Annotated in this window: 27 protein-coding genes; 24 read left to right on the top strand and 3 right to left on the bottom strand. The window is 62.1% G+C overall.

Annotated features, from left to right (window positions below; all coding sequences use genetic code 11):
• Nucleotides 1-8 precede the first annotated feature (8 nt).
• Both secF and V5F23_RS22950 read left to right on the top strand, forming a co-directional pair.
• Nucleotides 9-923, top strand: coding sequence for a protein translocase subunit SecF (gene secF, locus V5F23_RS22955; protein ID WP_042728004.1), 915 nt, complete (start codon nucleotides 9-11; stop codon nucleotides 921-923).
• Nucleotides 924-1,038: 115 nt separating this feature from the next.
• Nucleotides 1,039-1,587, top strand: coding sequence for a glycine zipper 2TM domain-containing protein (locus V5F23_RS22950; RefSeq protein ID WP_042728003.1), 549 nt, complete (start codon nucleotides 1,039-1,041; stop codon nucleotides 1,585-1,587).
• Nucleotides 1,588-1,821: 234 nt separating this feature from the next.
• On the opposite strand, the gene suhB is transcribed toward V5F23_RS22950, so the two are convergent.
• Entirely contained in the window at nucleotides 1,822-2,640 is an 819-nt protein-coding gene (gene suhB / locus V5F23_RS22945; RefSeq protein WP_003185165.1) for an inositol-phosphate phosphatase, read from the bottom strand.
• A 144-nt stretch (nucleotides 2,641-2,784) separates the two neighbouring features.
• On the opposite strand from suhB, the gene trmJ reads away from it, so the two are divergent.
• From trmJ to V5F23_RS22835, 22 genes are all read left to right on the top strand, one after another.
• On the top strand, nucleotides 2,785-3,555 hold the full coding sequence (gene trmJ, locus V5F23_RS22940; protein ID WP_042728002.1) for a tRNA (cytosine(32)/uridine(32)-2'-O)-methyltransferase TrmJ: 771 nt from the start codon (nucleotides 2,785-2,787) through the stop codon (nucleotides 3,553-3,555).
• 1 nt (nucleotide 3,556) lies between these two features.
• A complete protein-coding gene (gene cysE / locus V5F23_RS22935) occupies nucleotides 3,557-4,333 on the top strand; it encodes a serine O-acetyltransferase (RefSeq protein ID WP_042728001.1) in 777 nt (258 codons plus the stop codon).
• Nucleotides 4,334-4,600: 267 nt separating this feature from the next.
• Nucleotides 4,601-5,092, top strand: coding sequence for a Fe-S cluster assembly transcriptional regulator IscR (gene iscR / locus V5F23_RS22930; RefSeq protein ID WP_042728000.1), 492 nt, complete (start codon nucleotides 4,601-4,603; stop codon nucleotides 5,090-5,092).
• A 50-nt stretch (nucleotides 5,093-5,142) separates the two neighbouring features.
• The gene (locus V5F23_RS22925) at nucleotides 5,143-6,357 is read left to right on the top strand and encodes an IscS subfamily cysteine desulfurase (RefSeq protein WP_042727999.1); all 1,215 of its coding nucleotides are present in this window, start codon (nucleotides 5,143-5,145) and stop codon (nucleotides 6,355-6,357) included.
• A gap of 43 nt (nucleotides 6,358-6,400) precedes the next feature.
• Nucleotides 6,401-6,787 (top strand): Fe-S cluster assembly scaffold IscU, encoded by a 387-nt coding sequence (iscU, locus tag V5F23_RS22920; protein WP_003185157.1) that lies wholly within the window; start codon nucleotides 6,401-6,403, stop codon nucleotides 6,785-6,787.
• A gap of 24 nt (nucleotides 6,788-6,811) precedes the next feature.
• Nucleotides 6,812-7,135 (top strand): iron-sulfur cluster assembly protein IscA, encoded by a 324-nt coding sequence (iscA, locus tag V5F23_RS22915; protein WP_030139597.1) that lies wholly within the window; start codon nucleotides 6,812-6,814, stop codon nucleotides 7,133-7,135.
• An 8-nt stretch (nucleotides 7,136-7,143) separates the two neighbouring features.
• The gene (hscB, locus tag V5F23_RS22910; protein WP_047736804.1) at nucleotides 7,144-7,665 is read left to right on the top strand and encodes a co-chaperone HscB; all 522 of its coding nucleotides are present in this window, start codon (nucleotides 7,144-7,146) and stop codon (nucleotides 7,663-7,665) included.
• Nucleotides 7,666-7,715: 50 nt separating this feature from the next.
• Entirely contained in the window at nucleotides 7,716-9,578 is a 1,863-nt protein-coding gene (hscA, locus tag V5F23_RS22905; RefSeq protein ID WP_212802996.1) for a Fe-S protein assembly chaperone HscA, read from the top strand.
• 3 nt (nucleotides 9,579-9,581) lie between these two features.
• Nucleotides 9,582-9,923, top strand: coding sequence for an ISC system 2Fe-2S type ferredoxin (gene fdx / locus V5F23_RS22900; protein WP_042727996.1), 342 nt, complete (start codon nucleotides 9,582-9,584; stop codon nucleotides 9,921-9,923).
• Between the two features lie 13 nt (nucleotides 9,924-9,936).
• Complete coding sequence (iscX, locus tag V5F23_RS22895) at nucleotides 9,937-10,137, top strand: Fe-S cluster assembly protein IscX (protein WP_042727995.1); 201 nt, start codon at nucleotides 9,937-9,939, stop codon at nucleotides 10,135-10,137.
• An 88-nt stretch (nucleotides 10,138-10,225) separates the two neighbouring features.
• Nucleotides 10,226-10,651, top strand: a complete 426-nt coding sequence (gene ndk / locus V5F23_RS22890; RefSeq protein WP_042727994.1) for a nucleoside-diphosphate kinase — start codon at nucleotides 10,226-10,228, stop codon at nucleotides 10,649-10,651.
• A gap of 28 nt (nucleotides 10,652-10,679) precedes the next feature.
• Nucleotides 10,680-11,828 (top strand): 23S rRNA (adenine(2503)-C(2))-methyltransferase RlmN, encoded by a 1,149-nt coding sequence (rlmN, locus tag V5F23_RS22885; RefSeq protein ID WP_042727993.1) that lies wholly within the window; start codon nucleotides 10,680-10,682, stop codon nucleotides 11,826-11,828.
• 12 nt (nucleotides 11,829-11,840) lie between these two features.
• Entirely contained in the window at nucleotides 11,841-12,599 is a 759-nt protein-coding gene (gene pilW, locus V5F23_RS22880) for a type IV pilus biogenesis/stability protein PilW (protein ID WP_042727992.1), read from the top strand.
• Nucleotides 12,599-13,639: a RodZ family helix-turn-helix domain-containing protein gene (locus tag V5F23_RS22875; protein WP_123579934.1), complete on the top strand. Its 1,041-nt coding sequence runs from the start codon at nucleotides 12,599-12,601 to the stop codon at nucleotides 13,637-13,639. The genes pilW and V5F23_RS22875 overlap by 1 nt, the downstream gene beginning before the upstream one ends.
• A gap of 3 nt (nucleotides 13,640-13,642) precedes the next feature.
• Entirely contained in the window at nucleotides 13,643-14,752 is a 1,110-nt protein-coding gene (ispG, locus tag V5F23_RS22870) for a flavodoxin-dependent (E)-4-hydroxy-3-methylbut-2-enyl-diphosphate synthase (protein ID WP_020795607.1), read from the top strand.
• A 23-nt stretch (nucleotides 14,753-14,775) separates the two neighbouring features.
• On the top strand, nucleotides 14,776-16,065 hold the full coding sequence (gene hisS / locus V5F23_RS22865; RefSeq protein ID WP_047736793.1) for a histidine--tRNA ligase: 1,290 nt from the start codon (nucleotides 14,776-14,778) through the stop codon (nucleotides 16,063-16,065).
• Nucleotides 16,066-16,105: 40 nt separating this feature from the next.
• Nucleotides 16,106-16,747, top strand: a complete 642-nt coding sequence (locus V5F23_RS22860) for a tetratricopeptide repeat protein (RefSeq protein ID WP_042727989.1) — start codon at nucleotides 16,106-16,108, stop codon at nucleotides 16,745-16,747.
• The gene (bamB, locus tag V5F23_RS22855) at nucleotides 16,740-17,891 is read left to right on the top strand and encodes an outer membrane protein assembly factor BamB (RefSeq protein ID WP_047736791.1); all 1,152 of its coding nucleotides are present in this window, start codon (nucleotides 16,740-16,742) and stop codon (nucleotides 17,889-17,891) included. The genes V5F23_RS22860 and bamB overlap by 8 nt, the downstream gene beginning before the upstream one ends.
• Nucleotides 17,892-18,092: 201 nt before the next feature.
• Nucleotides 18,093-19,565 carry a ribosome biogenesis GTPase Der gene (gene der / locus V5F23_RS22850; RefSeq protein ID WP_042727987.1) on the top strand — a complete coding sequence of 491 codons (1,473 nt, stop codon included), beginning with the start codon at nucleotides 18,093-18,095 and terminating at the stop codon, nucleotides 19,563-19,565.
• A 315-nt stretch (nucleotides 19,566-19,880) separates the two neighbouring features.
• The gene (locus V5F23_RS22845; RefSeq protein ID WP_047736788.1) at nucleotides 19,881-21,029 is read left to right on the top strand and encodes a pyridoxal phosphate-dependent aminotransferase; all 1,149 of its coding nucleotides are present in this window, start codon (nucleotides 19,881-19,883) and stop codon (nucleotides 21,027-21,029) included.
• Nucleotides 21,017-21,808 carry an amidohydrolase gene (locus V5F23_RS22840; protein WP_042727985.1) on the top strand — a complete coding sequence of 264 codons (792 nt, stop codon included), beginning with the start codon at nucleotides 21,017-21,019 and terminating at the stop codon, nucleotides 21,806-21,808. The genes V5F23_RS22845 and V5F23_RS22840 overlap by 13 nt, the downstream gene beginning before the upstream one ends.
• A 68-nt stretch (nucleotides 21,809-21,876) precedes the next feature.
• Entirely contained in the window at nucleotides 21,877-22,290 is a 414-nt protein-coding gene (locus V5F23_RS22835; protein WP_042727984.1) for a hypothetical protein, read from the top strand.
• A gap of 135 nt (nucleotides 22,291-22,425) precedes the next feature.
• Here V5F23_RS22835 and leuA read toward each other — a convergent pair whose 3' ends face one another.
• Nucleotides 22,426-24,105, bottom strand: a complete 1,680-nt coding sequence (leuA, locus tag V5F23_RS22830) for a 2-isopropylmalate synthase (protein ID WP_053147801.1) — start codon at nucleotides 24,103-24,105, stop codon at nucleotides 22,426-22,428.
• A 465-nt stretch (nucleotides 24,106-24,570) separates the two neighbouring features.
• Nucleotides 24,571-25,404, bottom strand: a complete 834-nt coding sequence (locus tag V5F23_RS22825; RefSeq protein WP_053147806.1) for a peptidoglycan DD-metalloendopeptidase family protein — start codon at nucleotides 25,402-25,404, stop codon at nucleotides 24,571-24,573.
• Nucleotide 25,405 lies beyond the last annotated feature (1 nt).

The raw sequence follows: 25,405 nt of genomic DNA, 5'->3' as shown, positions 1-25,405 counted from the left end.
GGGCTGCCATGTTACGTACAATCAACTTCATGGGCGTTCGCAACGTTGCGTTCGGCGTCACATTGTTTCTTACCGTACTGGCGTTGTTCAGCTGGGCCACCAAGGGCCTGAACTACGGCCTGGACTTCACTGGCGGTACGCTCATCGAGCTGACCTACGAGCGTCCGGCCGACGTCACCAAGGTGCGTGAGCAACTGGCGACCTCGGGCTACGGCGAAGCCATCGTGCAGAGCTTCGGTGCGACCACCGACCTGCTGGTGCGCATGCCGGGCGAAGACCCGCAACTGGGTCACCAGGTTGCCGAAGCCTTGCAGAAGGCCGGTGGCGACAACCCGGCGCAGGTCAAGCGCGTCGAGTTCGTCGGCCCGCAGGTGGGTGAAGAGCTGCGCGACCAGGGCGGCCTCGGCATGCTGATGGCGCTGGGTGGCATCCTGATCTACCTGGCCTTCCGCTTTCAGTGGAAGTTCGCGGTGGGCGCCATCGTCTCGCTGATCCACGACGTGATCGTGACCGTGGGCATCCTGTCGTTCTTCCAGATCACCTTCGACCTGACGGTGCTGGCGGCGGTGCTGGCGATCATCGGTTACTCGCTCAACGACACCATCGTGGTGTTCGACCGGGTGCGTGAGAACTTCCGCGTGCTGCGCAAGGCCTCCTTGATCGAGAACATCAACATCTCGACCACCCAGACCCTGCTGCGGACCATGGCGACGTCGATCTCCACGCTGCTGGCGATCGCCGCGCTGCTGTTCTTTGGTGGCGATAACCTGTTTGGTTTCTCCATCGCGCTGTTCGTCGGTGTACTGGCGGGTACCTACTCGTCGATCTACATCGCCAACGTGGTGCTGATCTGGCTGAACCTGAGCACCGAGGACCTCATTCCTCCAGCGGCCACCGAAACGGAAGTGGACGACCGCCCATAAGGCTTGTCCCCGTCCGTCACGACCGAAAAGGCGCGAGTTGAACTCGCGCCTTTTTTTATGCTCCAAGGCTGGGAGAAGCGCGGATTATTCCGCTTGTGATGGTCAGGAGGTTCAAGTGAACAAATCGATGCTGGTTGGTGCGGTATTGGGTGCTGTCGGTGTGACTGCCGGTGGTGCGGTCGCGACCTACAGCTTGGTAAAAAGTGGCCCTGAGTATGCGCAAGTATTGGCCGTGGAACCGGTCAAGACCCAGATCAAGACCCCGCGTGAAGTGTGCAAGGACGTCACCGTAACCCGGCAGAAGCCGGTCCAGGACCAGCACCAGATCGCCGGCACCGTGATCGGCGCCCTGGCCGGTGGCCTGCTGGGCAACCAGGTGGGCGGCGGCACCGGCAAGAAAATCGCCACCGTGGCCGGCGCGGCCGGCGGCGGCTATGCCGGTAACAAGATTCAGGAAGGCATGCAGGAGCGTGACACGTACACCACGACGCAAACCCGCTGCAATACCGTCAACGACATCAGTGACAAGGTCGTCGGCTACGACGTGCGCTACATGCTCGACGGCAAGGAAGGCAAAGTCCGTATGGATCGCGACCCGGGCAACCAGATCCCGGTGAGCAAGGAAGGCCAACTGATCCTAGGCCAGAACGAACCGGCCCAGTAATTCGGAAGAATTGAAAAAGCACCCTTCGGGGTGCTTTTTTTATGCCCGTATTCCTGACCCACCCCAATCCCGTGTGGGAGCTGGCTTGCCCGCGAAGGCGGTGGAACAGCTTGCATCCATGTCCAATGAGACATTGTCTTCGCGGGCAAGCCCGCTCCCACAGGATTTGCCTCATCCATAAAACCGAGGCACAAAAAAAGCACCCCGAAGGGTGCTTTTCTGTGGCTGCGTCGCTTAGCGTTTCAGCGAAGCCGGCAGGTGTGGCTGGATAGCCGTCAGCACCGCCTTGAAGCATTTGGTGTTGCCCGCCACGATGTGGCCTTTTTCGAGGAAGTCGTGGCCGCCGGTGAAGTCGCTCACCAAGCCACCAGCTTCCTGGATCAGCAGGGCGCCTGCGGCCATGTCCCACTCGGACAGGCCCGACTCCCAGAATGCATCGAAACGGCCGGCGGCTACATAGGCCAGATCCAGGCTGGCGGCGCCAGCGCGGCGGATGCCGGCGGTCTGGCCGACCAGGGCGCGGAACATGCCCAGGTAGTTGTCCAGGTTGTCCATTTGGTCATCGCGGAACGGGAAGCCAGTGCCCAGCAGGGCGCCGTCCAGGCTGGTGCGACCACTGACGCGCAGGCGACGACCGTTCAACTGGGCGCCACGGCCACGGCTGGCGGTGAATTCTTCCTGGCGAACCGGGTCCAGCACGACAGCGTGTTCCAGGCGGCCACGGTATTTGCAGGCGATGCTGACAGCAAAGTGAGGAATGCCGCGCAGGAAGTTGGTGGTGCCGTCCAGTGGGTCGATGATCCACAGGTACTCTTCGCCTTCGATGCCGGTGCCGGCGTGCATGCCGGTCTCTTCACCCAGGATCGAGTGGTTCGGGTAAGCCTTGCGCAGGGCGTCGACGATCTTCTGTTCGGCGGCGCGATCCACCTCGGACACGTAGTCCTTGGCGTCTTTTTCGTCGACCTTGATGGTATCCAGGCGCTCGATGGAGCGGAAGATCAGTTCACTGGCGCTGCGGGCGGCGCGCAGCGCGATATTCAGCATGGGCTGCATGGATGTGTCACCTAAGGTTGTTAAAGAAAGCCGCGCATTCTATCAGAAAGTTTTCCGAGGAGAAGGTTGGTGTTCGCTTTCATAGCTTAACGGTAGGTGCTTATGTAAGATTTGCTCCCTTTATCGTGTTCGAGAGCGCCTCCCTTGTTGCAGAACATTCGTGTCGTCCTGGTCAATACCAGCCATCCGGGTAACATCGGCGGGGCTGCGCGGGCCATGAAGAACATGGGCCTGTCACGCCTGGTGCTGGTCGAGCCGCGGCTGTTCCCCCATCACGAAGCCGACGCCCGGGCGTCCGGCGCCGATGACATCCTTGCCGGTGCGCAAGTGGTCGCCACCCTGGAAGACGCCTTGGTCGGGTGCAACCTGGTGCTCGGCACCAGTGCCCGCGACCGGCGCATCCCCTGGCCGTTGCTCGACCCCCGCGAGTGCGGGACCAAGGTCATCGAGGAAGCGGAGCAGGGCAGCGAGATCGCCCTGGTGTTCGGCCGTGAAGACTCCGGCCTGACCAATGAAGAGCTGCAGCGATGTCACTTTCACGTGCATATCCCTTCCGACCCGACGTTCAGTTCCCTGAACCTCGCGGCGGCGGTGCAGGTGTTGAGTTATGAAGTGCGCATGGCCTGGCTGGCCGCCGAAGGGCAGCCAAGCAAGGTCGAAAAAACCGAGGTCGGCTCGCCGCGCAGTGAGACACTGGCGACGATGGATGAGCTGGAACGATACTTTGAACACCTGGAGCAGACCCTGGTGGACATCGAGTTCCTCGACCCGGACAAGCCAAGGCACTTGATGGCGCGCCTGCGTCGGTTGTACGGACGAAGCTCGGTCAGCCGGGCGGAGATGAATATATTGCGCGGCATCCTCACGGAAACCCAGAAAGCGGCCCGTGGTGAGCTGATTAAGCGGAAGAAATAAAATGTTCGAACGTTTGCGTGAAGATATCCAAAGCGTTTTTCATCGTGATCCGGCGGCGCGCAATGCCTTTGAAGTGCTGACCTGCTACCCGGGAATGCACGCCATCTGGCTGCATCGGTTGTCTGGCGCGTTGTGGAACATGGGCTGGAAATGGCTGGCGCGGCTGGTCTCGAACTTCGGACGCTGGTTGACCGGGATCGAGATCCATCCTGGCGCCAAGGTCGGTCGGCGGTTTTTCATCGACCACGGCATGGGCATCGTCATCGGCGAAACCGCCGAGATCGGTGATGACGTGACCCTGTACCAGGGCGTGACCCTCGGCGGCACCAGTTGGAACAAAGGCAAGCGCCACCCGACGCTGGAAGACGGCGTGGTGGTGGGGGCGGGCGCCAAGGTACTCGGGCCGTTCACAGTGGGCGCGGGGGCCAAAGTCGGCTCCAACGCCGTGGTGACCAAGGCTGTGCCGCCCGGGGCGACCGTGGTCGGTATTCCGGGGCGGATCATCGTCAAGTCCGATGACGAGCAGAATGCCCGGCGCAAAGCCATGGCCGAGAAGATCGGCTTCGATGCCTACGGTGTCGGCGAAGACATGCCCGACCCGGTGGCGCGCGCGATCAACCAGTTGCTCGATCACCTGCAGGCCGTCGATGGTCGCCTGGAGGGGATGTGCGGCGCCCTGAAGGAACTGGGCAGTAATTACTGTGCCAAGGACCTGCCTGAACTGCGCGAGGAAGACTTTGCGTGTGTGCAGGACAAGGATGAAAGCCAGGCCAGCTGAGACCCTGCTGGCCTCATCGCGAGCAAGCTCGCTCCCACAGGGATCTCTGTCGAGCACATCACTCATGTACGACGCAGACCCCCTGTGGGAGCGAGCTTGCTCGCGAAGAACGATAACGCGGTATCACTGGTCCTGCCCGCCAAGCCTTTGCTATCATGCGCGCGCTCTTTCGCGGGTAAATCCGAGTAACCCACTAGGTCTTATACTTGACTTAAATACTCGGGAATTGCATACTCGCCCCCATTCCGAACTCCGTGGTAATTGTCCATGCGACTGACTACAAAAGGCCGATACGCCGTGACCGCAATGCTGGATCTGGCATTGCACGCGCAGCACGGGCCGGTGTCCCTGGCCGATATCTCCGAGCGCCAAGGCATTTCCCTGTCTTATCTTGAGCAGCTGTTCGCCAAGCTGCGCCGCAGCAACCTGGTCTCCAGCGTGCGCGGCCCCGGCGGCGGCTACCAGCTGTCCCGTGAAATGCAAGGCATCCAGGTCGCCCAGGTGATCGATGCCGTGAACGAATCGGTCGATGCGACCAAATGCCAAGGGCTGGGCGACTGCCATGGCGGCGATACTTGCCTGACCCATCACCTGTGGTGCGACTTGAGCCTGCAGATCCACGAGTTTCTGAGCGGTATCAGCTTGGCCGACCTTGTCACCCGCCGTGAGGTGCAAGAAGTAGCCCAGCGTCAGGACCAGCGCCGTTGCAATGGCAGGGCGCCGCACCTGGACAAGATTGAAGCGTCCGCCGTCGAATGACCGCCGCAGAGCACGCGGAACGCCAGCCAGCCTGATTTAGGAGAGAGTCCATGAAATTGCCGATTTACCTTGATTACTCTGCGACCACCCCGGTTGATCCACGTGTCGCGCAAAAAATGAGTGAATGCCTGCTGGTCGACGGAAACTTCGGTAACCCGGCGTCCCGTTCCCACGTGTTCGGCTGGAAAGCCGAAGAGTCGGTTGAAAACGCTCGTCGCCAGGTCGCCGATCTGGTCAATGCCGACCCACGTGAAATCGTCTGGACCTCCGGTGCCACCGAGTCCGACAACCTGGCAATCAAGGGTGTCGCGCATTTCTATCACACCAAGGGCAAGCACCTGATCACCTCCAAGGTCGAGCACAAGGCTGTCCTGGACACCATGCGCCAATTGGAGCGTGAAGGCTTCGAAGTCACCTACATCGAGCCGGGTGAAGACGGCCTGATCACCCCGGCCATGGTTGAAGCCGCGCTGCGCGACGACACCATCCTGGTTTCGATCATGCACGTGAACAACGAAATCGGTACCATCAACGACATCGCCGCCATTGGCGAGCTGACCCGTTCCAAGGGTGTGCTGTTCCACGTCGACGCGGCGCAGTCCACCGGCAAGGTCGAGATCGACCTGTCGAAGCTCAAGGTCGACCTGATGTCCTTCTCGGCCCACAAGACCTATGGTCCCAAAGGCATCGGCGCGCTGTACGTCAGCCGCAAGCCGCGTGTGCGCATCGAAGCGACCATGCACGGTGGCGGTCACGAGCGTGGCATGCGTTCCGGCACCCTGGCGACCCACCAGATCGTCGGCATGGGCGAAGCCTTCCGCGTCGCCAAGGAAGACATGGCCGCCGAGAACGTGCGCATCAAGGCCCTGAGCGACCGTTTCTTCAAGCAGGTCGAGCACCTCGAAGAACTCTACGTCAACGGCAGCATGACCGCCCGCGTCCCGCACAACCTGAACCTGAGCTTCAACTACGTTGAAGGCGAGTCGCTGATCATGGCACTCAAGGACCTGGCTGTGTCGTCCGGTTCGGCTTGCACCTCGGCTTCGCTCGAGCCTTCGTACGTACTGCGCGCCCTGGGCCGCAACGACGAACTGGCCCATAGCTCGATTCGCTTCACCTTCGGCCGCTTCACCACCGAAGAGGAAATCGATTACGCCGCGCAGAAAGTCTGCGAGGCCGTCACCAAGCTGCGCGCCTTGTCGCCGCTGTGGGACATGTACAAAGACGGCGTCGACATCTCGAAAATCGAGTGGGCTGCGCACTGAAGAAGTCGCCACCAGAGCGGCTCACTGATGAGGATTGAAGCAAATGGCATATAGCGAAAAGGTCATCGACCACTACGAGAACCCGCGCAACGTCGGCAAGATGGACGCGCAGGATCCTGATGTCGGCACTGGCATGGTCGGCGCCCCGGCATGCGGCGACGTGATGCGCCTGCAGATCAAGGTCAACGAGCAAGGCATCATCGAAGATGCCAAGTTCAAGACCTATGGCTGCGGTTCGGCCATCGCGTCCAGCTCCCTGGCCACCGAGTGGATGAAGGGCAAGACCCTTGATGAAGCCGAAACCATCAAGAACACCCAGCTGGCCGAAGAACTGGCCCTGCCGCCAGTGAAGATCCACTGCTCGGTACTCGCTGAAGACGCCATCAAGGCCGCCGTTCGCGATTACAAGCAGAAGAAAGGCTTGATCTGATCCGCGCACCGCTAAGGAGTTTCCATGGCTATCCAGATGACAGAAGCGGCAGCTAAACATGTGCAGCGTTCCCTCGCGGGGCGCGGCAAGGGCGAGGGTATCCGCCTGGGTGTTCGCACCACGGGCTGCTCTGGCCTTGCCTACGTGCTCGAATTCGTCGATGAAGTGGGCGAAGACGACCAGGTGTTCGAAAGTCATGGTCAGAAAGTGATCATCGACCCGAAGAGCCTGACGTACCTGGACGGCACCGAGCTGGATTTCGTCAAGGAAGGGTTGAACGAAGGCTTCAAGTTCAACAACCCCAACGTACGCGGTGAGTGTGGCTGCGGCGAAAGCTTCAACATCTGAGGCGGCTCGTGGGAACTCCTTGTCATTTTGCCTTGTTCCAGATGCAGCCTGCGTTCCAGCTGGATCTCGATCAGTTGTCCGCGCGTTACCTGGAGCTGGCCCGGGGTGTACACCCGGACCGGTTTGCCGATGCCTCCGAAGCCGAGCAGCGCCGGGCGCTGGAGCAGTCTGCCAACCTCAATGAGGCCTACCAGACGCTCAAGCATCCGGCCAAGCGCGCGCGCTACCTGCTCGCCATCAGCGGTCATGAGTTGCCCCTGGAAGTCACGGTGCACGACCCTGAGTTTCTTCTGCAGCAGATGCAGTGGCGCGAAGAGCTCGAAGACCTCCAGGAGAGCGCCGACCTGGCCGGTGTCGCGGCCTTCAAGCGCCGTCTCAAAGACGCCCAGCACACACTGAACGAAAGCTTCGCAGCCTGCTGGAACGATGCCGCGCAACGCGAACAGGCCGAACGCCTGATGCGGCGCATGCAGTTCCTCGACAAGCTCACCTACGAAGTGCGCCAGCTCGAAGAGCGCCTCGACGATTAACCCAGTGCCGCTCCGGTCGCACGCCTGATTACAGATAAGTCCTGATTACGATGGCCCTACTGCAGATCGCCGAACCCGGCCAAAGTCCACAACCCCACCAGCGTCGCCTGGCAGTGGGAATCGACTTGGGTACTACCAATTCCCTGGTCGCTGCCTTGCGCAGCGGTCTCTCCGAACCGCTGGCGGACGAGCAGGGGCAGGTGATCCTGCCATCCGCCGTTCGCTACCACGCCGACCGCGTCGAGGTGGGTGAATCGGCCAAGCTGGCCGCCTCCACTGACCCGCTGAACACCGTCGTGTCGGTCAAGCGCTTGATGGGGCGCGGCCTGGCCGACGTCAAGCAACTGGGCGACCAACTGCCGTATCGTTTTGTTGGCGGCGAATCCCACATGCCGTTCATCGACACCGTGCAGGGGCCGAAAAGCCCGGTGCAGGTGTCGGCCGACATCCTCAAGGTCCTGCGCGTGCGTGCCGAAGCCGCATTGGGCGGCGAGCTGGTGGGTGCGGTGATCACCGTCCCGGCCTACTTCGACGACGCTCAGCGTCAAGCCACCAAGGATGCGGCCAAGCTGGCCGGCCTCAACGTGCTGCGCCTGCTCAACGAGCCGACTGCCGCGGCGGTGGCCTATGGGTTGGACCAGCACGCCGAAGGCCTCGTCGCGATCTACGACCTGGGCGGCGGTACATTCGATATTTCCATCCTGCGCCTGACCGGCGGTGTTTTCGAGGTCCTGGCCACCGGCGGCGACAGCGCCCTGGGCGGTGACGACTTCGACCACGCCATTGCCGGCTGGATCATCGAGCAGGCGGGCTTGTCCGCCGACCTCGATCCGGGTGCGCAGCGCCACCTGCTGCAAACCGCCTGCGCCGCCAAGGAAGCCCTGACCGACGCCGCCAGCGTTGAAGTGCACTACGAAGGCTGGAGCGCTGTGCTGAGCCGTGAAGCCTTCGATGCATTGATCGAACCCATGGTCGCCCGCAGCCTCAAGGCTTGCCGTCGCGCCGTGCGTGACTCGGGCGTCGAGCTCGAAGACGTCAAGGCCGTGGTCATGGTCGGTGGCTCGACCCGTGTGCCTCGCGTTCGCCAGGCCGTGGCCGAAGCCTTTGGCCGTCAGCCGCTGACGGAAATCGACCCGGACCAGGTGGTGGCCATCGGCGCCGCGATCCAGGCCGATACCCTGGCCGGCAACAAGCGTGACGGCGGCGAACTGCTGCTGCTCGATGTGATTCCGCTGTCCCTGGGCCTCGAGACCATGGGTGGCCTGATGGAGAAGGTGATTCCGCGCAACACCACCATTCCCGTCGCCCGCGCCCAAGACTTCACCACTTACAAGGACGGCCAGTCGGCCATGATGGTTCACGTGCTGCAAGGCGAGCGTGAGCTGATCAGCGACTGCCGTTCCCTGGCGCGCTTCGAACTGCGTGGCATCCCGCCGATGGTGGCCGGTGCCGCGAAGATCCGCGTGACCTTCCAGGTCGATGCCGACGGCTTGCTCAACGTCACCGCCCGCGAATTGGGTTCGGGTGTCGAGGCAAGCATCCAGGTCAAGCCGTCCTATGGCCTGACCGACGGCGAAATCGCCCGGATGCTCAAGGACTCGTTCCAGTACGCCGGCGACGACAAGGTGGCCCGCGTGCTGCGCGAGCAACAAGTCGATGCCCAGCGCCTGATCGAAGCGGTGCAGGGTGCCCTCGAGGCCGATGGCGATCGCTTGCTGGACGCCGAAGAGCGCATGGTCATCGAATTGCAGATGCAGGAACTGTCCGAATTGATCAAGGGCACCGATGGCCATGCCATCGAGCAGCAGACCAAGCGTCTGTCGAGCGTCACCGATGCCTTTGCTGCCCGCCGCCTGGACTCGACAGTCAAGGCCGCCCTGGCGGGGCGCAACCTGAATGAAATCGAGGAATAACTGATGCCGCAGATCATTTTTCTGCCACACGCCGAGCACTGCCCGGACGGTATGGTGGTCGAGGCCGAAACCGGCAAATCCCTGCTGGAAGTGGCCCACGACAACCACATCGAGATCGAAAGCGCCTGCGGCGGCGTTTGTGCCTGCACCACGTGCCATTGCATCATTCGCGAAGGGTTTGACTCGCTGAACGAAGCCGATGAGCTCGAAGAAGACTACCTGGATCGCGCCTGGGGCCTGGAGCCGACGTCGCGCCTGACCTGCCAGGCCAAGGTCGGCACCGAGGACCTGGTGGTGGAGATCCCGAAATATTCGCTTAACCATGCGGCCGAAGCGCCGCACTGATGGTGACACTGTCATGAGCTATGGTTGGAATGATGTACGGCGCATCGCTGAGGAATTGGCCGAAGCGAAGCCAGACGTAGACCCGTTGACGGTCAACTTCGTCGATCTGCAGCGATGGATCATGGAGCTGCCCGACTTCGACAATGCTTCCGGCCGTTGCGGCGAGAAGGTCCTGGAGGCGGTTCAGACGCTCTGGATCGAAGAAATCGACTGATCGACCCGGCAGGTTAGGCAATACCCCTGAACCCGCGTATAATTCGCGGGTTTAATTTTTCACAAATTATCGTTTCTGGAGTTACACCATGGCTGTTCAACGTACTTTCTCCATCATCAAGCCTGACGCCGTTGCTAAAAACGTCATCGGCAAGATCGTTACCCGCTTCGAAGACGCTGGCCTGCGCGTTGTAGCTTCGAAAATGAAGCAACTGTCCAAGGCCGAGGCCGAAGGCTTCTACGCCGAGCACAGCGAGCGCGGTTTCTTCGGTGAACTGGTTGCCTTCATGACTTCCGGTCCGGTTGTCGTCCAGGTTCTGGAAGGCGAAAACGCTATCGCTCGCAACCGTGAGCTGATGGGCGCCACCAACCCTAAAGAAGCGGCTGCCGGCACCATCCGTGCTGACTTCGCCGAGTCCATCGACGCCAACGCCGTTCACGGTTCGGACTCCGAAGCCGCTGCTGCTCGCGAAATCGCTTACTTTTTCTCCGCTACTGAAGTAACCACTCGCTAAGCCCAGGCTTTTGAGTGAAGGTGAATCCATGACTACATCGAACGGCAAAACCAACCTGTTGGGCCTGACCCAGCCGGAAATGGAGAAATTTTTCGACTCGATCGGGGAGAAGCGTTTCCGTGCCGGCCAGGTGATGAAATGGATTCACCACTTCGGCGTCGACGACTTCGACGCCATGACGAATGTCGGCAAGGCCTTGCGCGAGAAGCTCAAGGCGGTTGCCGAGATTCGCGGCCCCGAAGTGGTCAGCGAGGACATCTCCAGCGACGGCACCCGCAAGTGGGTGGTGCGCGTGGCGTCCGGCAGCTGCGTCGAGACCGTCTACATTCCCCAGGGCAAACGCGGCACCTTGTGCGTTTCGTCCCAGGCAGGCTGTGCCCTGGATTGCAGTTTCTGCTCCACCGGCAAGCAAGGCTTCAACAGCAACCTCACCGCCGCCGAAGTGATCGGCCAGGTGTGGATTGCCAACAAATCCTTTGGCAGCGTCCCGGCGACCGTCGACCGTGCCATCACCAACGTGGTGATGATGGGCATGGGTGAGCCGCTGCTGAACTTCGACAACGTCGTCTCGGCCATGCACTTGATGATGGATGACCTGGGCTATGGCATTTCCAAGCGTCGGGTGACCCTGTCCACCTCCGGCGTGGTGCCGATGATCGATGAGCTGGCCAAGCACATCGACGTCTCCCTGGCGTTGTCGCTGCACGCACCCAATGACGCATTGCGTAACCAATTGGTGCCAATCAACAAGAAGTATCCGCTTAAGATGCTGCTCGAGTCATGCCAGCGCTACATGTCGGCCCTGGGCGAGAAGCGCGTGCTGACCATCGAGTACACCTTGCTCAAGGATGTGAACGACAAAGTCGAGCATGCGGTCGAGATGATCGAACTGCTCAAGAACATCCCGTGCAAGATCAACCTGATCCCGTTCAACCCGTTCCCGCATTCCGGTTACGAGCGTCCGAGCAACAATGCGATTCGTCGCTTCCAGGATCAGCTTCACCACGCTGGCTTCAACGTCACCGTGCGCACCACCCGCGGCGAAGACATCGATGCCGCGTGTGGCCAATTGGTAGGGCAGGTGCTGGATCGCACCCGTCGCAGCGAACGCTACATTGCCGTGCGCGAGTTGAACGCCTCCGACGATGTGGCGCAGAACGCTGCGAACAGTCACTAAGAGAGGAACTCTATGTCCCTGCGCTTCGCGCTCATCTTGCTGTTGGCCGGGCTGTGTTCCGGTTGTGTTCTGTCGGGTGACTACAACCCGATGAAAACCAGCAAGGGGCGCGATGAGGCGCGTGCGGCCTATGTACAGCTGGGCATTGGCTACTTGCAGCAGGGCATGACCGAACGGGCCAAGGTCCCGCTCAAGAAAGCCCTGGACCTGGACGACAATGACGCCGACGCCAACGCGGCCCTGGCCCTGGTGTTCCAGGCCGAACTGGAGTCGGAGCTGGCCGACCAGCATTTTCGCAAGGCGCTTTCGGCACGGCCCCAGGACGCACGGATCCTGAACAACTACGGCGGTTTTCTTTACGAGCAGAAGCGTTACAAGGAAGCCTACGAGCGCTTCGAGCAGGCCGCCGCCGACACCCTTTACCCAGAGCGCTCGCGGGTATTCGAGAACCTTGGCATGACGGCCGCGCAACTGGGCCAGCGAGACCTGGCCCGCCAGCAGCTGGAAAAGGCCCTGCGCCTCAACCGCCAACAACCGCGGGCCCTGCTGGAAATGGCTGAGTTGTCCTACGAAGACAGGCATTATGTGCCCGCGCGTGACTACTACGAGCGTTTTAGCCTGCTCAGCGAGCAAAATGCACGTAGTCTATTGCTCGGCGTTCGGCTGGCACATGTGTTTGAAGATCGCGACAAGGCTGCAAGTTATGGCCTGCAACTCAAAAGACTCTATCCCGGTACGCCGGAATATCAGCAATACCTGTCGGAGCAATGATGAAAGCGGCGCATCCCGAAGTTGTAGCAGCGACTCGCGTAAATCCCGGTGAGACCCTGCGTCAAGCCCGCGAAAGCAATGGTTGGTCGCTGGCCGAAGTGGCCCACAAGCTCAATCTCACCGTGACTTCCCTGAGCAACCTGGAAGCGGGCGCGTTCGACAAGCTGCCCGGGCACACTTTCGCCCGCGGCTATATCCGCGCCTATGCCAAGTTGCTCGGCATGGACCAGACCGTTCTGGTCCAGCAGTTCGATCAATACACCGGTTCCGACGCCCAGGGCAGCAATGTGCACAGCCTGGGACGCATCGAGGAGCCAGTTCGTGTTTCCCACACGATCCTGCGCATTGTCAGCCTGTTGTTGCTGATCGCGGTGATCGGTGGCGGTTTCGTCTGGTGGCAGGACCAGACGTCCCAGCGCAACAAAGAGCCGGTGGCGATGAACTCCGAGCACGTCGAGGTCGAAGGCGCCGACGGCACGACCCAGATCCATCCGCTGGACGAGCCGGAAGACCAGGCCGTCGTGGAAGGCCAGGCCGAAGGCGAGACCAATCTGGCGCTGCCACAAAGCCCGGACGATGCCGACGCCCAGGCCGGCGCTGAGCCAGCTGTCCCGGCACCGACCACGCCTGCTGCCCCGAGCACGGGCGGCGCACCGATTGCCACCGCCCCTGCCGCGCCAGGCACGCCAGCGCCAACAGTGGCTGCGCCTGCCACCCACGCCGCTCCAGTCGCTCCGGCAGTGCCGGCCGCTCCAGCCGCCCCAGCCGCTCCGGCGACCTCGGTTGCCCCGGCAGCCGGTGAAGGCCAGGTCCAGATTCAGTTCACCGCCGACTGCTGGACCCAGGTCACCGACGGCAACGGCAAGGTCCTGTTCAGTGGCCTCAAGCGCAAGGGCGACAGCACGTCCATCAATGGCAAGCCGCCTTTCGCCGTACGCCTGGGGTATGCCCGTGGCGCACAGGTCAGCTACAACGGCCAGCCGGTCGATGTGGCCCCGTTCACCAGTGGCGAGACCGCTCGCCTGAAGTTGGGTCAATAAGTCATGCACGGCGAATCTCCTATCAAGCGTCGCGAATCCCGAAAAATCTGGGTCGGCAACGTGCCCGTGGGCGGCGATGCTCCTATCGCTGTGCAGAGCATGACCAACAGCGACACCAATGACGTGGCCGCCACGGTCGCGCAGATCAACCGCCTGGAAGCCGCCGGTGTCGACATCGTGCGGGTTTCGGTGCCGGACATGGACGCCGCCGAGGCATTCGGCAAGATCAAGCAACTGGTCAAGGTCCCCTTGGTGGCCGACATCCACTTCGACTACCGCATCGCCCTGCGCGTGGCCGAGTTGGGTGTGGATTGCCTGCGCATCAACCCCGGCAACATCGGTCGCGAAGACCGCGTGCGTGCCGTGGTGGATGCCGCCCGCGACCGTGGCATCCCGATTCGCATCGGGGTGAACGCCGGTTCCCTGGAAAAAGACCTGCAAAAGAAATACGGCGAGCCGACCCCGGCGGCGCTGGTCGAGTCGGCGCTGCGTCACGTCGAGCACCTCGAACGCCTGAACTTCCAGGACTTCAAGGTCAGCGTGAAGGCCTCCGATGTGTTCATGGCCGTTGAAGCCTACCGGCTGCTGGCCAAGGAAATCGTCCAGCCGCTGCACCTGGGCATCACCGAAGCGGGCGGGTTGCGTTCGGGCACGGTGAAATCCGCCGTCGGCCTCGGTATGCTGCTCGCCGAAGGGATTGGCGATACCATCCGCATCTCGTTGGCGGCGGACCCGGTCGAGGAAGTGAAGGTCGGCTACGACATCCTCAAGTCCCTGCACCTGCGGTCCCGTGGCATCAACTTCATCGCCTGCCCGAGCTGCTCGCGGCAGAACTTCGATGTGGTCAAGACCATGAACGAGCTGGAAGGGCGACTCGAAGATCTGCTGGTGCCGCTGGATGTCGCGGTGATTGGCTGCGTGGTCAACGGGCCGGGCGAAGCCAAGGAGGCCCATATCGGCCTCACCGGCGGTACGCCGAACCTGATTTACATCGACGGCAAGCCGTCGCAGAAATTGACGAATGACAATCTGGTGGATGAGCTGGAACGGCTGATCCGCGAGAAGGCGGCCGAGAAGGTCGAGGCCGACGCAGCGGTGATCGCGCGCGGCTGATCGAACGAATTTAAGGAAAACCTGTGAGCAAGTCCCTGCAAGCCATTCGTGGCATGAACGACATCCTGCCCGAGCAGACGCCCCTGTGGCGTTATTTCGAGGGCACCGTGGCGCGTTTGCTGGATAACTACGGTTACCGGCAGATCCGCATGCCGATCGTCGAGTTCACCGAGCTGTTCAAGCGCTCGATTGGTGAAGTGACCGACATCGTTGAAAAAGAGATGTACACCTTCGACGACCGCAACGGCGATTCGCTGACCCTGCGCCCTGAAGGCACGGCGGCGTGCGTACGTGCAGTGCTCGAGCACGGCATCACCGGTGGCGGCCAGGTGCAGAAGCTCTGGTACATCGGCCCGATGTTCCGTCACGAGCGTCCTCAGAAAGGCCGTTATCGCCAGTTCCACCAGATCGGCTGCGAAGTGTTCAACCTCGATGGCCCGGACATCGACGCCGAACTGATCGTGCTGACTTGGCGCCTGTGGGGTGAGCTGGGCATCCGCGACGCGGTCAAGCTGGAGCTCAACAGCCTCGGCACCGCCGAAGCCCGTGCTCGCTACCGTGACGCGTTGGTGGAGTTCCTCTCGGCCCGCCTCGAGCACCTGGACGAAGACAGCCAGCGTCGGCTCAAGACCAACCCGCTGCGGGTGCTGGATACCAAGAATCCGGACACCCAGGCCGTGCTGGTGGATGCGCCGAAGCTGGCCGACTACCTGGACGAAGAGTCCCGCGTGCACTTCGAAGGGCTCAAGGCTCGTCTCGACGCCGCTGGCATTCCCTACGTGATCAACCCGAAACTGGTCCGTGGCCTGGATTACTACAGCAAGACCGTATTCGAATGGGTCACCGACAAGCTCGGCGCCCAGGGCACCGTGTGTGCCGGCGGCCGCTACGACGGGCTGGTGGAACAGATGGGCGGCAAGCCGACCCCGGGCGTGGGCTTTGCCATGGGCATCGAGCGCCTGGTGCTGATGCTCGAGGCCTTGGACAAGGTGCCGCAGGCGCTGTCCCGTCAGGTTGACGTCTACCTCTGCGCGTTCGGCGAAGCGGCCGAGCTGGCGGCATTGTCGCTGAGTGAGCGGGTCCGCGACCAGTTGCCCAACCTGCGCCTGCAGATCAACGCCGGTGCCGGCAGCTTCAAGAGCCAGTTCAAGAAGGCCGACAAGAGCGGTGCGCTGTATGCACTGATCCTTGGTGACGACGAACTGGCCCAACAAGTGGTAGGTTTCAAACCCCTGCGTGGCCAGGGCGAACAACAAAGCATTGCCTGGGATGCGCTTGCTGCACACCTGGCCACCTGCGTCGTGCAGGGTTGAAGCTGTCAAACAGCCGATTTAGCGATTAAGGAGTATTGGGGTGTCGAGTACCGAAGATGAACAGCTGGCGGATTTGAAGGACTGGTGGACGCGCAATGGCAAGCCGCTGGTCACTGGCGGCCTGTTGGCGCTGGTCATCGTGTTCGGCTGGCAGGCCTACCAGAAATACCAGAACAACCAGTCGCAAGGCGCCTCGGTGCTCTATCAGCAATTGCTGGAAACCACCCTGACGCCAGACGGCAAGCCTGACGCGGCACGTGTCGCGGATCTGGCCGGCAAGCTCAACAGCGAGTTCGGCGGCACCGCGTACGCGCAGTACGGTCGCCTGTTCGTGGCCAAGGTAGCGGTGGACAACGGCAAGCTGGACGACGCCGCCACCGAGCTCAAGGGCATTGTCGACAAGCCGGCCAACCCGACCCTGGGCGAAGTGGCGCGACAGCGCCTGGCGCAGGTGCTGGCGGCACAGAACAAGACCGAAGACGCCCTGAAGTTGCTTGACGGCGATGCCGACAAGGCCTTCCTGGCGACCCGCGAAGAACTCAAGGGCGACCTGCTGGTACAGCTGGGGCGCACCGATGAGGCTCACGCGGCCTACCAAAAAGCCAAGGCTGCGCTGTCGGATGAAGCCGCAGTCGGTGGCCTGCAAATCAAGCTGGACGACCTGGCCAAAGGGGATGCGTGACGTGATCCGTTGGAAACATGCAGCATTGCTGACCCTGGCCATTCTGGCCGCGGGTTGCAGCAGCAACAGCAAGAAAGAACTGCCCCCGGCCGAGCTGACCGATTTCAAAGAAGAAGTCGTGCTGCAGAAGCAATGGAGCCGTTCCATCGGCGAAGGCCAGGGCGAAACCTACAACATGCTGGTGCCGGCCATCGATGGCGACACGATCTACGCCGGTGACGTCACCGGTGAAGTGTATGCACTGGATCGCATGAACGGCGACACCAAGTGGGAAAAGGATCTCGAACTGCCCGTGTCCGGCGCCGTGGGCGTGGGTTACGGTCTGGTCATGATCGGCACGCTCAAGGGGGAGATCGTCGCCCTCGATGCGAGCAGCGGTGAAGAGAAATGGCGCGCCCGCGTGTCCAGTGAAGTGCTCGCCCCGCCGGCCACCAACGGTGACGTGGTCGTGGTCCAGACCCAGGATGATCGTCTGATCGGCCTGGATGCCGCCACCGGCAACCAGCGCTGGGTCTATGACAGCACACCGGCAGTACTGACCCTGCGCGGCACCAGTGCGCCTGTCGTCACCAACCGCCTCGCGGTGGCTGGGTTGTCGACGGGTAAGGTGGTCGCCCTGGACATCTCCAACGGCGTGCCGGTGTGGGAGCAGCGCGTTGCTGTGCCGCAAGGTCGTTCGGAACTGGAGCGCGTGGTCGACATCGACGGCGGCCTGCTGTTGTCCGGCGGTACACTGTACGTCGCCAGCTACCAGGGCCGCGTGGCCGCACTGGACCTGGAAAGCGGTCGTCCGCTGTGGCAACGCGATGCGTCCAGCTACGCCGGTGTCGCCCAAGGGTTTGGCAGCGTCTACGTGAGCCTGTCCTCGGGCACGGTCGAAGGCGTCGACGAGCGTTCCACCACCGCGTTGTGGAGCAATGATTCCCTGGCCCGCCGCCAGTTGTCGGCCCCGGAAGTGTTCTCCAGCTACGTTGCAGTGGGTGACCTGGAAGGTTACCTGCACCTGCTCAGCCAGGTAGACGGCCGTTTCGTCGGCCGTGAGCGCATCGACAGCGACGGCCTGCGTGCCCGTCCGCTGGTGGTGGGCAACATGATTTATGTGTATGGCAACAGCGGCAAGCTGGAAGCCCTGACCATCAAGTAAGACTATGCTTGGGGCTAGACCTCAAGCGGCCTGTCCTTTGTGGGAGCGGGCTTGCTCGCGAATACGGCGTATCAGAAGACAAATTCTCGACTGACACACCGCTTTCGCGAGCAAGCCCGCTCCCACAGGACGGCCTCCGAGCACCAGCCGCTGCCTCGCAGCGGCTTTTGTATTTTCTGAAATAACGAAGTGGAGAGCCGCATGGTTCCCGTAATCGCCCTGGTGGGCCGACCGAACGTCGGCAAGTCCACCTTGTTCAACCGCCTGACCAGGACTCGCGACGCCATTGTCGGCGACTTGTCCGGTCTGACCCGTGATCGCCAATACGGTGAGGCCAAGTGGCAAGGGCGTACCTATATCCTGGTCGACACCGGCGGCATCTCCGGTGATGAACACGGCATGGACGAAAAAATGGCCGAGCAGTCGTTGCTCGCCATCGAAGAAGCCGATGTGGTGCTGTTCCTGGTAGACGCCAAGGCCGGTTTTACCGCCGCCGACCAGATGATCGCCGAGCATTTGCGCAAACGTAACAAGCGCTCCCACGTGGTGGCCAACAAGGTCGACAACATCGACCCGGACATGGCCCGCGCCGAATTCGCACCGTTGGGCATGGGCCAGGCGATCCCGATCGCCGGTGCCCACGGCCGTGGTATCAGCCAACTGCTGGAAATCGCCCTGGCGGACTTCCCGAAGGACGATGAAGACGAGCCGGAAGAGGGCGAAGAGGAAATCGTCGCCGAAGGCGAAGAAGCCAAGCGTATTCCGGGCCCGAGCGAAAAAGACGGTATCAAGATCGCCATCATTGGCCGTCCGAACGTGGGCAAGTCGACCCTGGTCAACCGCATGCTCGGTGAAGACCGGGTGATCGTGTATGACCAGCCCGGCACCACCCGCGACAGCATCTACATTCCCTTCGAGCGCAACGAAGAGAAGTACACGCTGATCGACACCGCTGGTGTGCGCAAGCGCGGCAAGATCCACGAAGAAGTCGAAAAATTCTCCGTGGTCAAGACGTTGCAAGCGATCAAGGACGCCAACGTGGTGATCTTCGTGATGGACGCGCGCGAAGGCGTGGTCGATCACGACCTGAACCTGCTGGGCTTTGCCCTGGAGGCCGGTCGCGCATTGGTCATCGCGATCAACAAATGGGACGGCATGACGCCCAGCGAGCGGGATTTCGTGAAGGTCGAATTGCAGCGCCGGCTGTTCTTCGTCGACTTCGCCGACATCCACTTCATCTCGGCCCTGCACGGCACGGGCGTGGGCAACCTCTACGCCTCGGTGCAGAACTCGTTCAAGTCGGCGGTCACCCGCTGGCCGACCAACCGCCTGACCCAGATCCTCGAAGACGCCGTCGGCGAGCACGCGCCACCGATGGTCAACAACCGTCGGATCAAGCTGCGTTACGCCCACCTGGGTGGCGCCAACCCGCCGATCATCGTGATTCACGGTAACCAGATCGAGAAGGTGCCCAAGTCCTACGTCCGTTACCTGGAAAACACCTATCGCCGCGTCCTGAAGCTGGTCGGCACGCCGATCCGCATCGAGTTCAAGGGCGGCGAGAACCCGTACGAAGGCAACAAGAACACGCTCACCGACCGCCAGGTCAACAAGAAGCGCCGCTTGATGTCGCACCACAAGAAGGCCGACAAGAAGCGTCGCGACAAGCGTTGATTGACTGCTCAGAGGGCTTTGCCCACAGAGACAGCACACAGAACCTGTGGCGAGGGGATTTATCCCCGCTGGGCTGCGTAGCAGCCCTAAAACCCACAACTCGGTGTGTCAGGTAGATTGAATTCACTGCTTTGGGGTTGCTGCGCAACCCAGCGGGGATAAATCCCCTCGCCACAGGGTTCTGTGTCGGGATGGCTGTGATGTCATTGAGTGATATCGGGTGCCCCTGGGCACCCTTTTTCATGCCCGACGATTGGGCTATTCTCGGTCTCTCCCGCGCCGCGCCAGAGCCGGGGGCAGAGCAAGGGACCGTTGATGATCACCAGCAAGTTGCCAAACGTCGGCATCACCATTTTCACCCAGATGTCCCAGCTTGCCGCGCAGACCGGCGCGCTGAACCTGTCCCAGGGGTTTCCCGATTTCGATGGCCCGCAGGCCTTGCGCGATGCGGTCGGTCGGCATGTTGCCCAAGGCCATAACCAGTATTCGCCCATGACCGGCCTGCCGGCCTTGCGCCAGCAGATCGCCGCGAAAATCACCCGCAGCTACGGCGCCAGCGTCGATGCCGACCAGGAGATCACCGTGACGCCTGGTGCGACCCAGGGGATTTTCTGTGCCATTGCCGCCGTGGTCCACCGTGGTGACGAAGTGATCGTGTTCGACCCTTGCTATGACAGCTACGAGCCCGCCGTAACGTTGGCCGGTGGGCGTTGCGTGCACGTGCAACTGGGCCTGGAAGATTTCGCCATCGACTTCCAGAAGCTTGGCGAAGCCTTGAGCCCGCGTACCCGCATGATCATCCTCAACACCCCGCACAACCCCAGCGGCGCGCTGATCAGCCGCGCCGAGCTGGATCGGTTGGCGACGTTGATTCGCGACCGCGATATCTACCTCGTCAGCGACGAAGTCTATGAACACCTGGTGTTCGACGGTGTGTCCCATGCCAGCGTGCTGGCCCACGAAGAACTGTACCAGCGGGCCTTCGTGGTCAGTTCGTTCGGCAAGACCTATCACGTCACGGGCTGGAAAACCGGCTACGTCGTGGCACCGCCGGCTCTGAGCGCGGAGCTGCGCAAGGTCCATCAGTACGTCAGTTTCTGCGGTGTGACGCCGTTGCAGTACGCCCTGGCCGACTACATGGCCGAGCACCCCGAGCACGTCGATGAGCTGCCGGCCTTCTACCAGGCCAAGCGTGACCTGTTCTGCGATCTGCTGGCTCCGTCGCGGTTCAGCTTCAAGCGCGTGGCCGGGACTTACTTTCAGCTGGTGGATTACAGCCAGATCCGCCCGGACCTGAACGACGTCGACATGGCGGTCTGGCTGACCCGTGAACACGGCGTGGCGACGATTCCGGTGTCGGTGTTCTATCAGGACCCACCCCAAGGCCAGCGCCTGGTGCGCCTGTGCTTTGCCAAGCGCGAGGAGACGCTGCGTGAAGCGGCGGAAAAACTATGCGTGATTTGAGCGCGTTGCCGAACCTCGACATTGCCCTGATCCAGACCACGCTGGCCTGGCACGATCGCCAGGCCAACCTGGAGCATTTCGAAGGCCTGTTGGAGCAGGCACGCGGGGCGGACCTGATCATCCTCCCGGAAATGTTCACCACCGGGTTTTCCATGGCGTCGCACACCCTGGCGGAGCCGGAGCACGGCCCTACCAGCGTGTGGCTTCGCACCCAGGCGGCGCGGCTCGATGCGGTGATCACCGGCAGCCTGATTGTCCAGGCCGCCGACGGTAGCCACCGCAACCGCCTGCTCTGGGTGCGGCCGGACGGTGAAGTGCTGCATTACGACAAGCGTCATCTGTTTCGCATGGCGGGGGAGCACAACCACTACACGCCGGGGGAGCGCCAGGTGCTGTTCGAGCTCAAGGGCTGGCGGGTTCGTCCGCTGATCTGCTACGACCTGCGCTTTCCGGTCTGGAGCCGCGACGCCGAGGACACCGACCTGCTGCTGTACACCGCCAACTGGCCAGGTGCGCGTCGCCAGCATTGGAACCGGCTCCTGCCGGCCCGGGCGATCGAGAACCTGTGTTATGTCGCCGCGGTGAACCGCATCGGTACCGATGGCAAGGGCTTCGCCTACACCGGCGATAGCCAGGTGCTGGATTTCCAGGGCGAGACCTTGCTCAGCGCCGGCGACGCCGACGGTGTGTTCACGGTGCGCTTGAACGCAGCCGACCTGGCGGCGTACCGCACGCGGTTTCCCGCGAACCTGGATGCAGATGACTTCGAATTCATCTAAATGTAACGATTCAGCCCTTTAGAAAGGGGGGCGCAGGCCGATAGAAGGTCATCCAAGGAGGCGTACCCATGACCACTATCAGCGCAACTACCGTAAACCCTTATCCGCTTTCGGCCCCCACCGTTCGGATCAAGGGCGCTGGCGAAGAAACGGCGACTACCACGACAGCGACCGAAGCTGGCGATGAGAAGGGGAAAACACTGAAAGTCGATACCAGCGGCGCCAACGTTGCCGGTGCGCCTTCCAGCGGCGGTATCGATGTCGTCGAGCAGTTGAAGAAGCAAATCGAGCAGGCCGAGAAGCTCCTGGCCCAGCAGCAAGCTGAGCTGGCGCGAGTGCAGAAGAGCCAGGCCAGCGCCGAACAGAAGACCCAGCAGGCGATGGCCATCCAGACCCAGATCATGGGCACCCAGGCTGCCTTGCAAACCTTGCGGGCATCGTTGCTGCAGGCGATGGCCGGCCCTGTCGACACCCATGCTTGACATTGGGGGGCTGAGCCGCCGTCTTCGCGAGCAAGCGCGCTCCTACAAGAGCCGAACGCAGAACGTCCGTTAATGCCAGCCCACAAAAAAGCCCCGGGGTTCACACCCCGGGGCTTTTTTGTATTCAGCGGCGGATCAGGCCGCTTTGGCTTCTGTCTGGCTCAGCGAGCGGTTCAGCGCGCTGAAAAGTGCCTTGAAGCTGGCGGTGGTGATGTTTTCATCGATGCCCACACCGTGCACCGCGCGTTCACCGTTGACCCGCAGCTCGATGTAGGCCGCAGCCTTGGCGTTGGTCCCGGCGCCGATGGCGTGTTCGTTGTAGTCCATGATTTCCACCGGCACCGGCAGGCCGGCCACCAGGGCTTCCAGGGCGCCGTTGCCCTTGCCGCGCCAATGCAGGTTGGTCTCGCCCTGGCCCTTGCTGGCCACTTCGACTTCCACCGCGCTGTTGCCGTTTTCTTCCTGCAGGCGATGGCTGACCAGCGCATACGGGGTGTTGGCTTGCAGGTACTCGCTGTGGAGCAGGGCGTGGATCTGCTGGGCGGTCATCTCCAGGCCGAGGCGATCGGTTTCGCGCTGGACCACCTGGCTGAACTCGATCTGCATGCGCCGTGGCAGGCTGATGCCGTATTCCTGTTCCAGCAGGTAGGCGATGCCGCCCTTGCCGGATTGACTGTTCACCCGAATCACCGCCTCGTAGCTGCGACCGATGTCGGCCGGGTCGATCGGCAGGTACGGCACTTCCCACAGGGTGTCCGGTTTCTGCTGGGCGAAGCCCTTGCGGATGGCGTCCTGGTGCGAACCGGAGAACGCGGTGTGGACCAGGTCGCCCACGTACGGGTGACGCGGGTGCACCGGAATCTGGTTGCATTCCTCGACCACCTTGCGCACGCCGTCGATGTCGGAGAAGTCCAGCTCAGGGTCGATGCCTTGGGTGTAGAGGTTCAGTGCCACGGTCACCAGGTCGACGTTGCCGGTACGCTCGCCGTTGCCGAACAGGCAGCCTTCGACACGGTCGGCGCCGGCCATCAGGCCCAGCTCGGTGGCGGCTACGCCGGTGCCACGGTCGTTGTGGGTGTGCAGGCTGATGATCACGCTGTCACGGCGGTTGATGTGGCGGCCGAACCATTCGATCTGGTCGGCGTAGATGTTCGGGGTGGCGACTTCCACGGTGGCCGGCAGGTTGAGGATCACCTTGCGCTCGGGCGTCGGGTTCCAGACCTCGATCACCGCGTCGCAGACTTCCTTGGCGAACTCCAGCTCGGTGGCGCTGAAGGTTTCCGGCGAGTACTCGAACTGCCACTGGGTTTCGGGTTGCTGCGCGGCGTATTTGACGAACAGCTTGGCGGCGTTCACCGCGATTTCCTTCACGCCTTCCTTGTCCTGGTTGAACACGATGCGGCGGAACGACGGGCAGGTGGCGTTATACAGGTGGACGATGGCTTTCTTCGCCCCGCGCAGGGATTCGAAGGTCCGCGCAATAAGGTCTTCGCGAGCCTGGGTCAGCACCTGGATGGTGGTGTCGTCCGGGATGTGGCCTTCTTCGATGAGGGTGCGCACGAAGTCGAAGTCGGTCTGCGAAGCGGCCGGGAACGACGCTTCGATTTCCTTCACGCCGACGGCGACCAGGGTTTTCCAGAAGCGCAGCTTCTTCGCGGCGTCCATCGGCTCGATCAGCGACTGGTTGCCGTCACGCAGGTCGGAGCTGCACCAGATCGGCGCGGCGGTGATGGTCTTCGACGGCCAGGTGCGATCCGGCAGGTTGATGGTCGGGAAGGCGCGGTACTTGGAAGACGGGTCTTTGAGCATGCTCATCGGGGGAATCCTTTTGTTGTCGTGGCCGGAAAAAGGCGGCCTGCCGGTGGTTCGAACGGGGGTGGCTTCATAGCCTGGACGAGGTGCCGCGATTCAGCCCGGCAGTCGTGCGCTGACGAGGCACAGGCTGCGGTGCTGGCGAAGCTGGATGAGGGTGTGAGAGGTTTTCATGCCCTCAACCCTAACCGTGTGAGGGGAGGATCGCAAGCAGTCGGAAAAAATTGAGAGAAGTTCTGATTTTTGGCGGGTTTGCGAGATTTAATCGCGCATGTGTCAGGTATGGATATCAGGAATTGCGTCGATGTTTTGAGCTTGGCAATTTGCGGGAGGGTGGTGATGGGGGGCGTCACCGCGAGCAAGCTCGCTCCCACAGGGGATCTCTGTGGGTTGCAAATGTTGTGTTCGCAGGAGATCCCTATGTGGGAGCGGGCTTGCTCGCGAAGAGACCAGGAGCCTCAGCACATTTCAGGGCTGAAACGCCCCGATAAAAATGGCCGGATCCACCCGTGCATCGTTCAGGCTGATGTTCCAGTGCATGTGCGGCCCGGTCGCCCGGCCCGTGGAGCCGACCTTGCCCACCACCGTGCCCCGTGCCAGTTGCTGGCCGACCTTCACGTCGATCTTCGACATGTGGCAGAACATGCTGATGAAGCCTTGGCCGTGGTCGACGAACACCGTGTTGCCGTTAAAGAAGTAGTTGCCGGTGAGGATCACCTTGCCGGCGGCCGGGGTCTTGATGGGCGTACCGGCGGGCACGGCGAAGTCGAGGCCCGCGTGGGGGTTGCGTTCTTCGCCGTTGAAGAAGCGGCGCACACCGAACTTGCTCGACAGCGGGCCGTTGACGGGTTTGTCCAGCAGCAGGTTGCTGGGGATGTTCGGGCTGAAGCTGCGGTAGGCCTTCAATTGCACGGCCAGTTCGGCGTCGATGCGCTTGAGGTCCGCCGGGTTCGGGTTGACCTGGCGTTTGTTCGCCAGGGTGATGTGCTGTTCGGGGTATTTCTTGTAGCCGACCACGAACGGTTGGGTGGTCCCGCCGCTGCTGATCTGCTGGGTGCCGGGTTGGACGGTCAACGGGATGCCGACAATCGCCAGCCAGTTGTTCTGTTCCTTGACCACCAGCACCGGCTTGCCCTGATAGCTGGCTTTCGGCGCCAGGGCTGCGCTGCCCAGGTCCACCACGGCCACGCCGCCGGGCACCGGTTTGTTCAACAGGCGGGTGATGTAGCTGTCGGCGTGGGCCTGGGCGGCCAGGCACAGCAACAGCAGCGGTGCCAGGGCGGAGAGGGAAAGTCGCGGCATG

Source organism: Pseudomonas sp. WP18, assembly GCF_036689585.1.
Classification (GTDB): Bacteria; Pseudomonadota; Gammaproteobacteria; order Pseudomonadales; family Pseudomonadaceae; genus Aquipseudomonas; species Aquipseudomonas chlororaphis_E.
This window is presented reverse-complemented; position numbering and strand designations above follow the sequence as displayed.

Excerpts from the sequence above, each read along its gene's own strand:
- iscR (WP_042728000.1), top strand. The coding sequence starts at position 4,601 with ATGCGACTGACTACAAAAGGCCGATACGCCGTGACCGCAATGCTGGAT.
- fdx (WP_042727996.1), top strand. The coding sequence starts at position 9,582 with ATGCCGCAGATCATTTTTCTGCCACACGCCGAGCACTGCCCGGACGGT.
- leuA (WP_053147801.1), bottom strand. The coding sequence starts at position 24,105 with ATGAGCATGCTCAAAGACCCGTCTTCCAAGTACCGCGCCTTCCCGACC.
- V5F23_RS22825 (WP_053147806.1), bottom strand. The coding sequence starts at position 25,404 with ATGCCGCGACTTTCCCTCTCCGCCCTGGCACCGCTGCTGTTGCTGTGC.
- der (WP_042727987.1), top strand. The coding sequence starts at position 18,093 with ATGGTTCCCGTAATCGCCCTGGTGGGCCGACCGAACGTCGGCAAGTCC.
- ispG (WP_020795607.1), top strand. The coding sequence starts at position 13,643 with ATGCACGGCGAATCTCCTATCAAGCGTCGCGAATCCCGAAAAATCTGG.
- suhB (WP_003185165.1), bottom strand. The coding sequence starts at position 2,640 with ATGCAGCCCATGCTGAATATCGCGCTGCGCGCCGCCCGCAGCGCCAGT.
- hscA (WP_212802996.1), top strand. The coding sequence starts at position 7,716 with ATGGCCCTACTGCAGATCGCCGAACCCGGCCAAAGTCCACAACCCCAC.
- V5F23_RS22845 (WP_047736788.1), top strand. The coding sequence starts at position 19,881 with ATGATCACCAGCAAGTTGCCAAACGTCGGCATCACCATTTTCACCCAG.
- V5F23_RS22835 (WP_042727984.1), top strand. The coding sequence starts at position 21,877 with ATGACCACTATCAGCGCAACTACCGTAAACCCTTATCCGCTTTCGGCC.
- iscU (WP_003185157.1), top strand. The coding sequence starts at position 6,401 with ATGGCATATAGCGAAAAGGTCATCGACCACTACGAGAACCCGCGCAAC.
- V5F23_RS22875 (WP_123579934.1), top strand. The coding sequence starts at position 12,599 with ATGAAAGCGGCGCATCCCGAAGTTGTAGCAGCGACTCGCGTAAATCCC.
- secF (WP_042728004.1), top strand. The coding sequence starts at position 9 with ATGTTACGTACAATCAACTTCATGGGCGTTCGCAACGTTGCGTTCGGC.
- pilW (WP_042727992.1), top strand. The coding sequence starts at position 11,841 with ATGTCCCTGCGCTTCGCGCTCATCTTGCTGTTGGCCGGGCTGTGTTCC.
- V5F23_RS22840 (WP_042727985.1), top strand. The coding sequence starts at position 21,017 with ATGCGTGATTTGAGCGCGTTGCCGAACCTCGACATTGCCCTGATCCAG.
- V5F23_RS22925 (WP_042727999.1), top strand. The coding sequence starts at position 5,143 with ATGAAATTGCCGATTTACCTTGATTACTCTGCGACCACCCCGGTTGAT.
- cysE (WP_042728001.1), top strand. The coding sequence starts at position 3,557 with ATGTTCGAACGTTTGCGTGAAGATATCCAAAGCGTTTTTCATCGTGAT.
- rlmN (WP_042727993.1), top strand. The coding sequence starts at position 10,680 with ATGACTACATCGAACGGCAAAACCAACCTGTTGGGCCTGACCCAGCCG.
- ndk (WP_042727994.1), top strand. The coding sequence starts at position 10,226 with ATGGCTGTTCAACGTACTTTCTCCATCATCAAGCCTGACGCCGTTGCT.
- iscA (WP_030139597.1), top strand. The coding sequence starts at position 6,812 with ATGGCTATCCAGATGACAGAAGCGGCAGCTAAACATGTGCAGCGTTCC.
- iscX (WP_042727995.1), top strand. The coding sequence starts at position 9,937 with ATGAGCTATGGTTGGAATGATGTACGGCGCATCGCTGAGGAATTGGCC.
- bamB (WP_047736791.1), top strand. The coding sequence starts at position 16,740 with ATGCGTGACGTGATCCGTTGGAAACATGCAGCATTGCTGACCCTGGCC.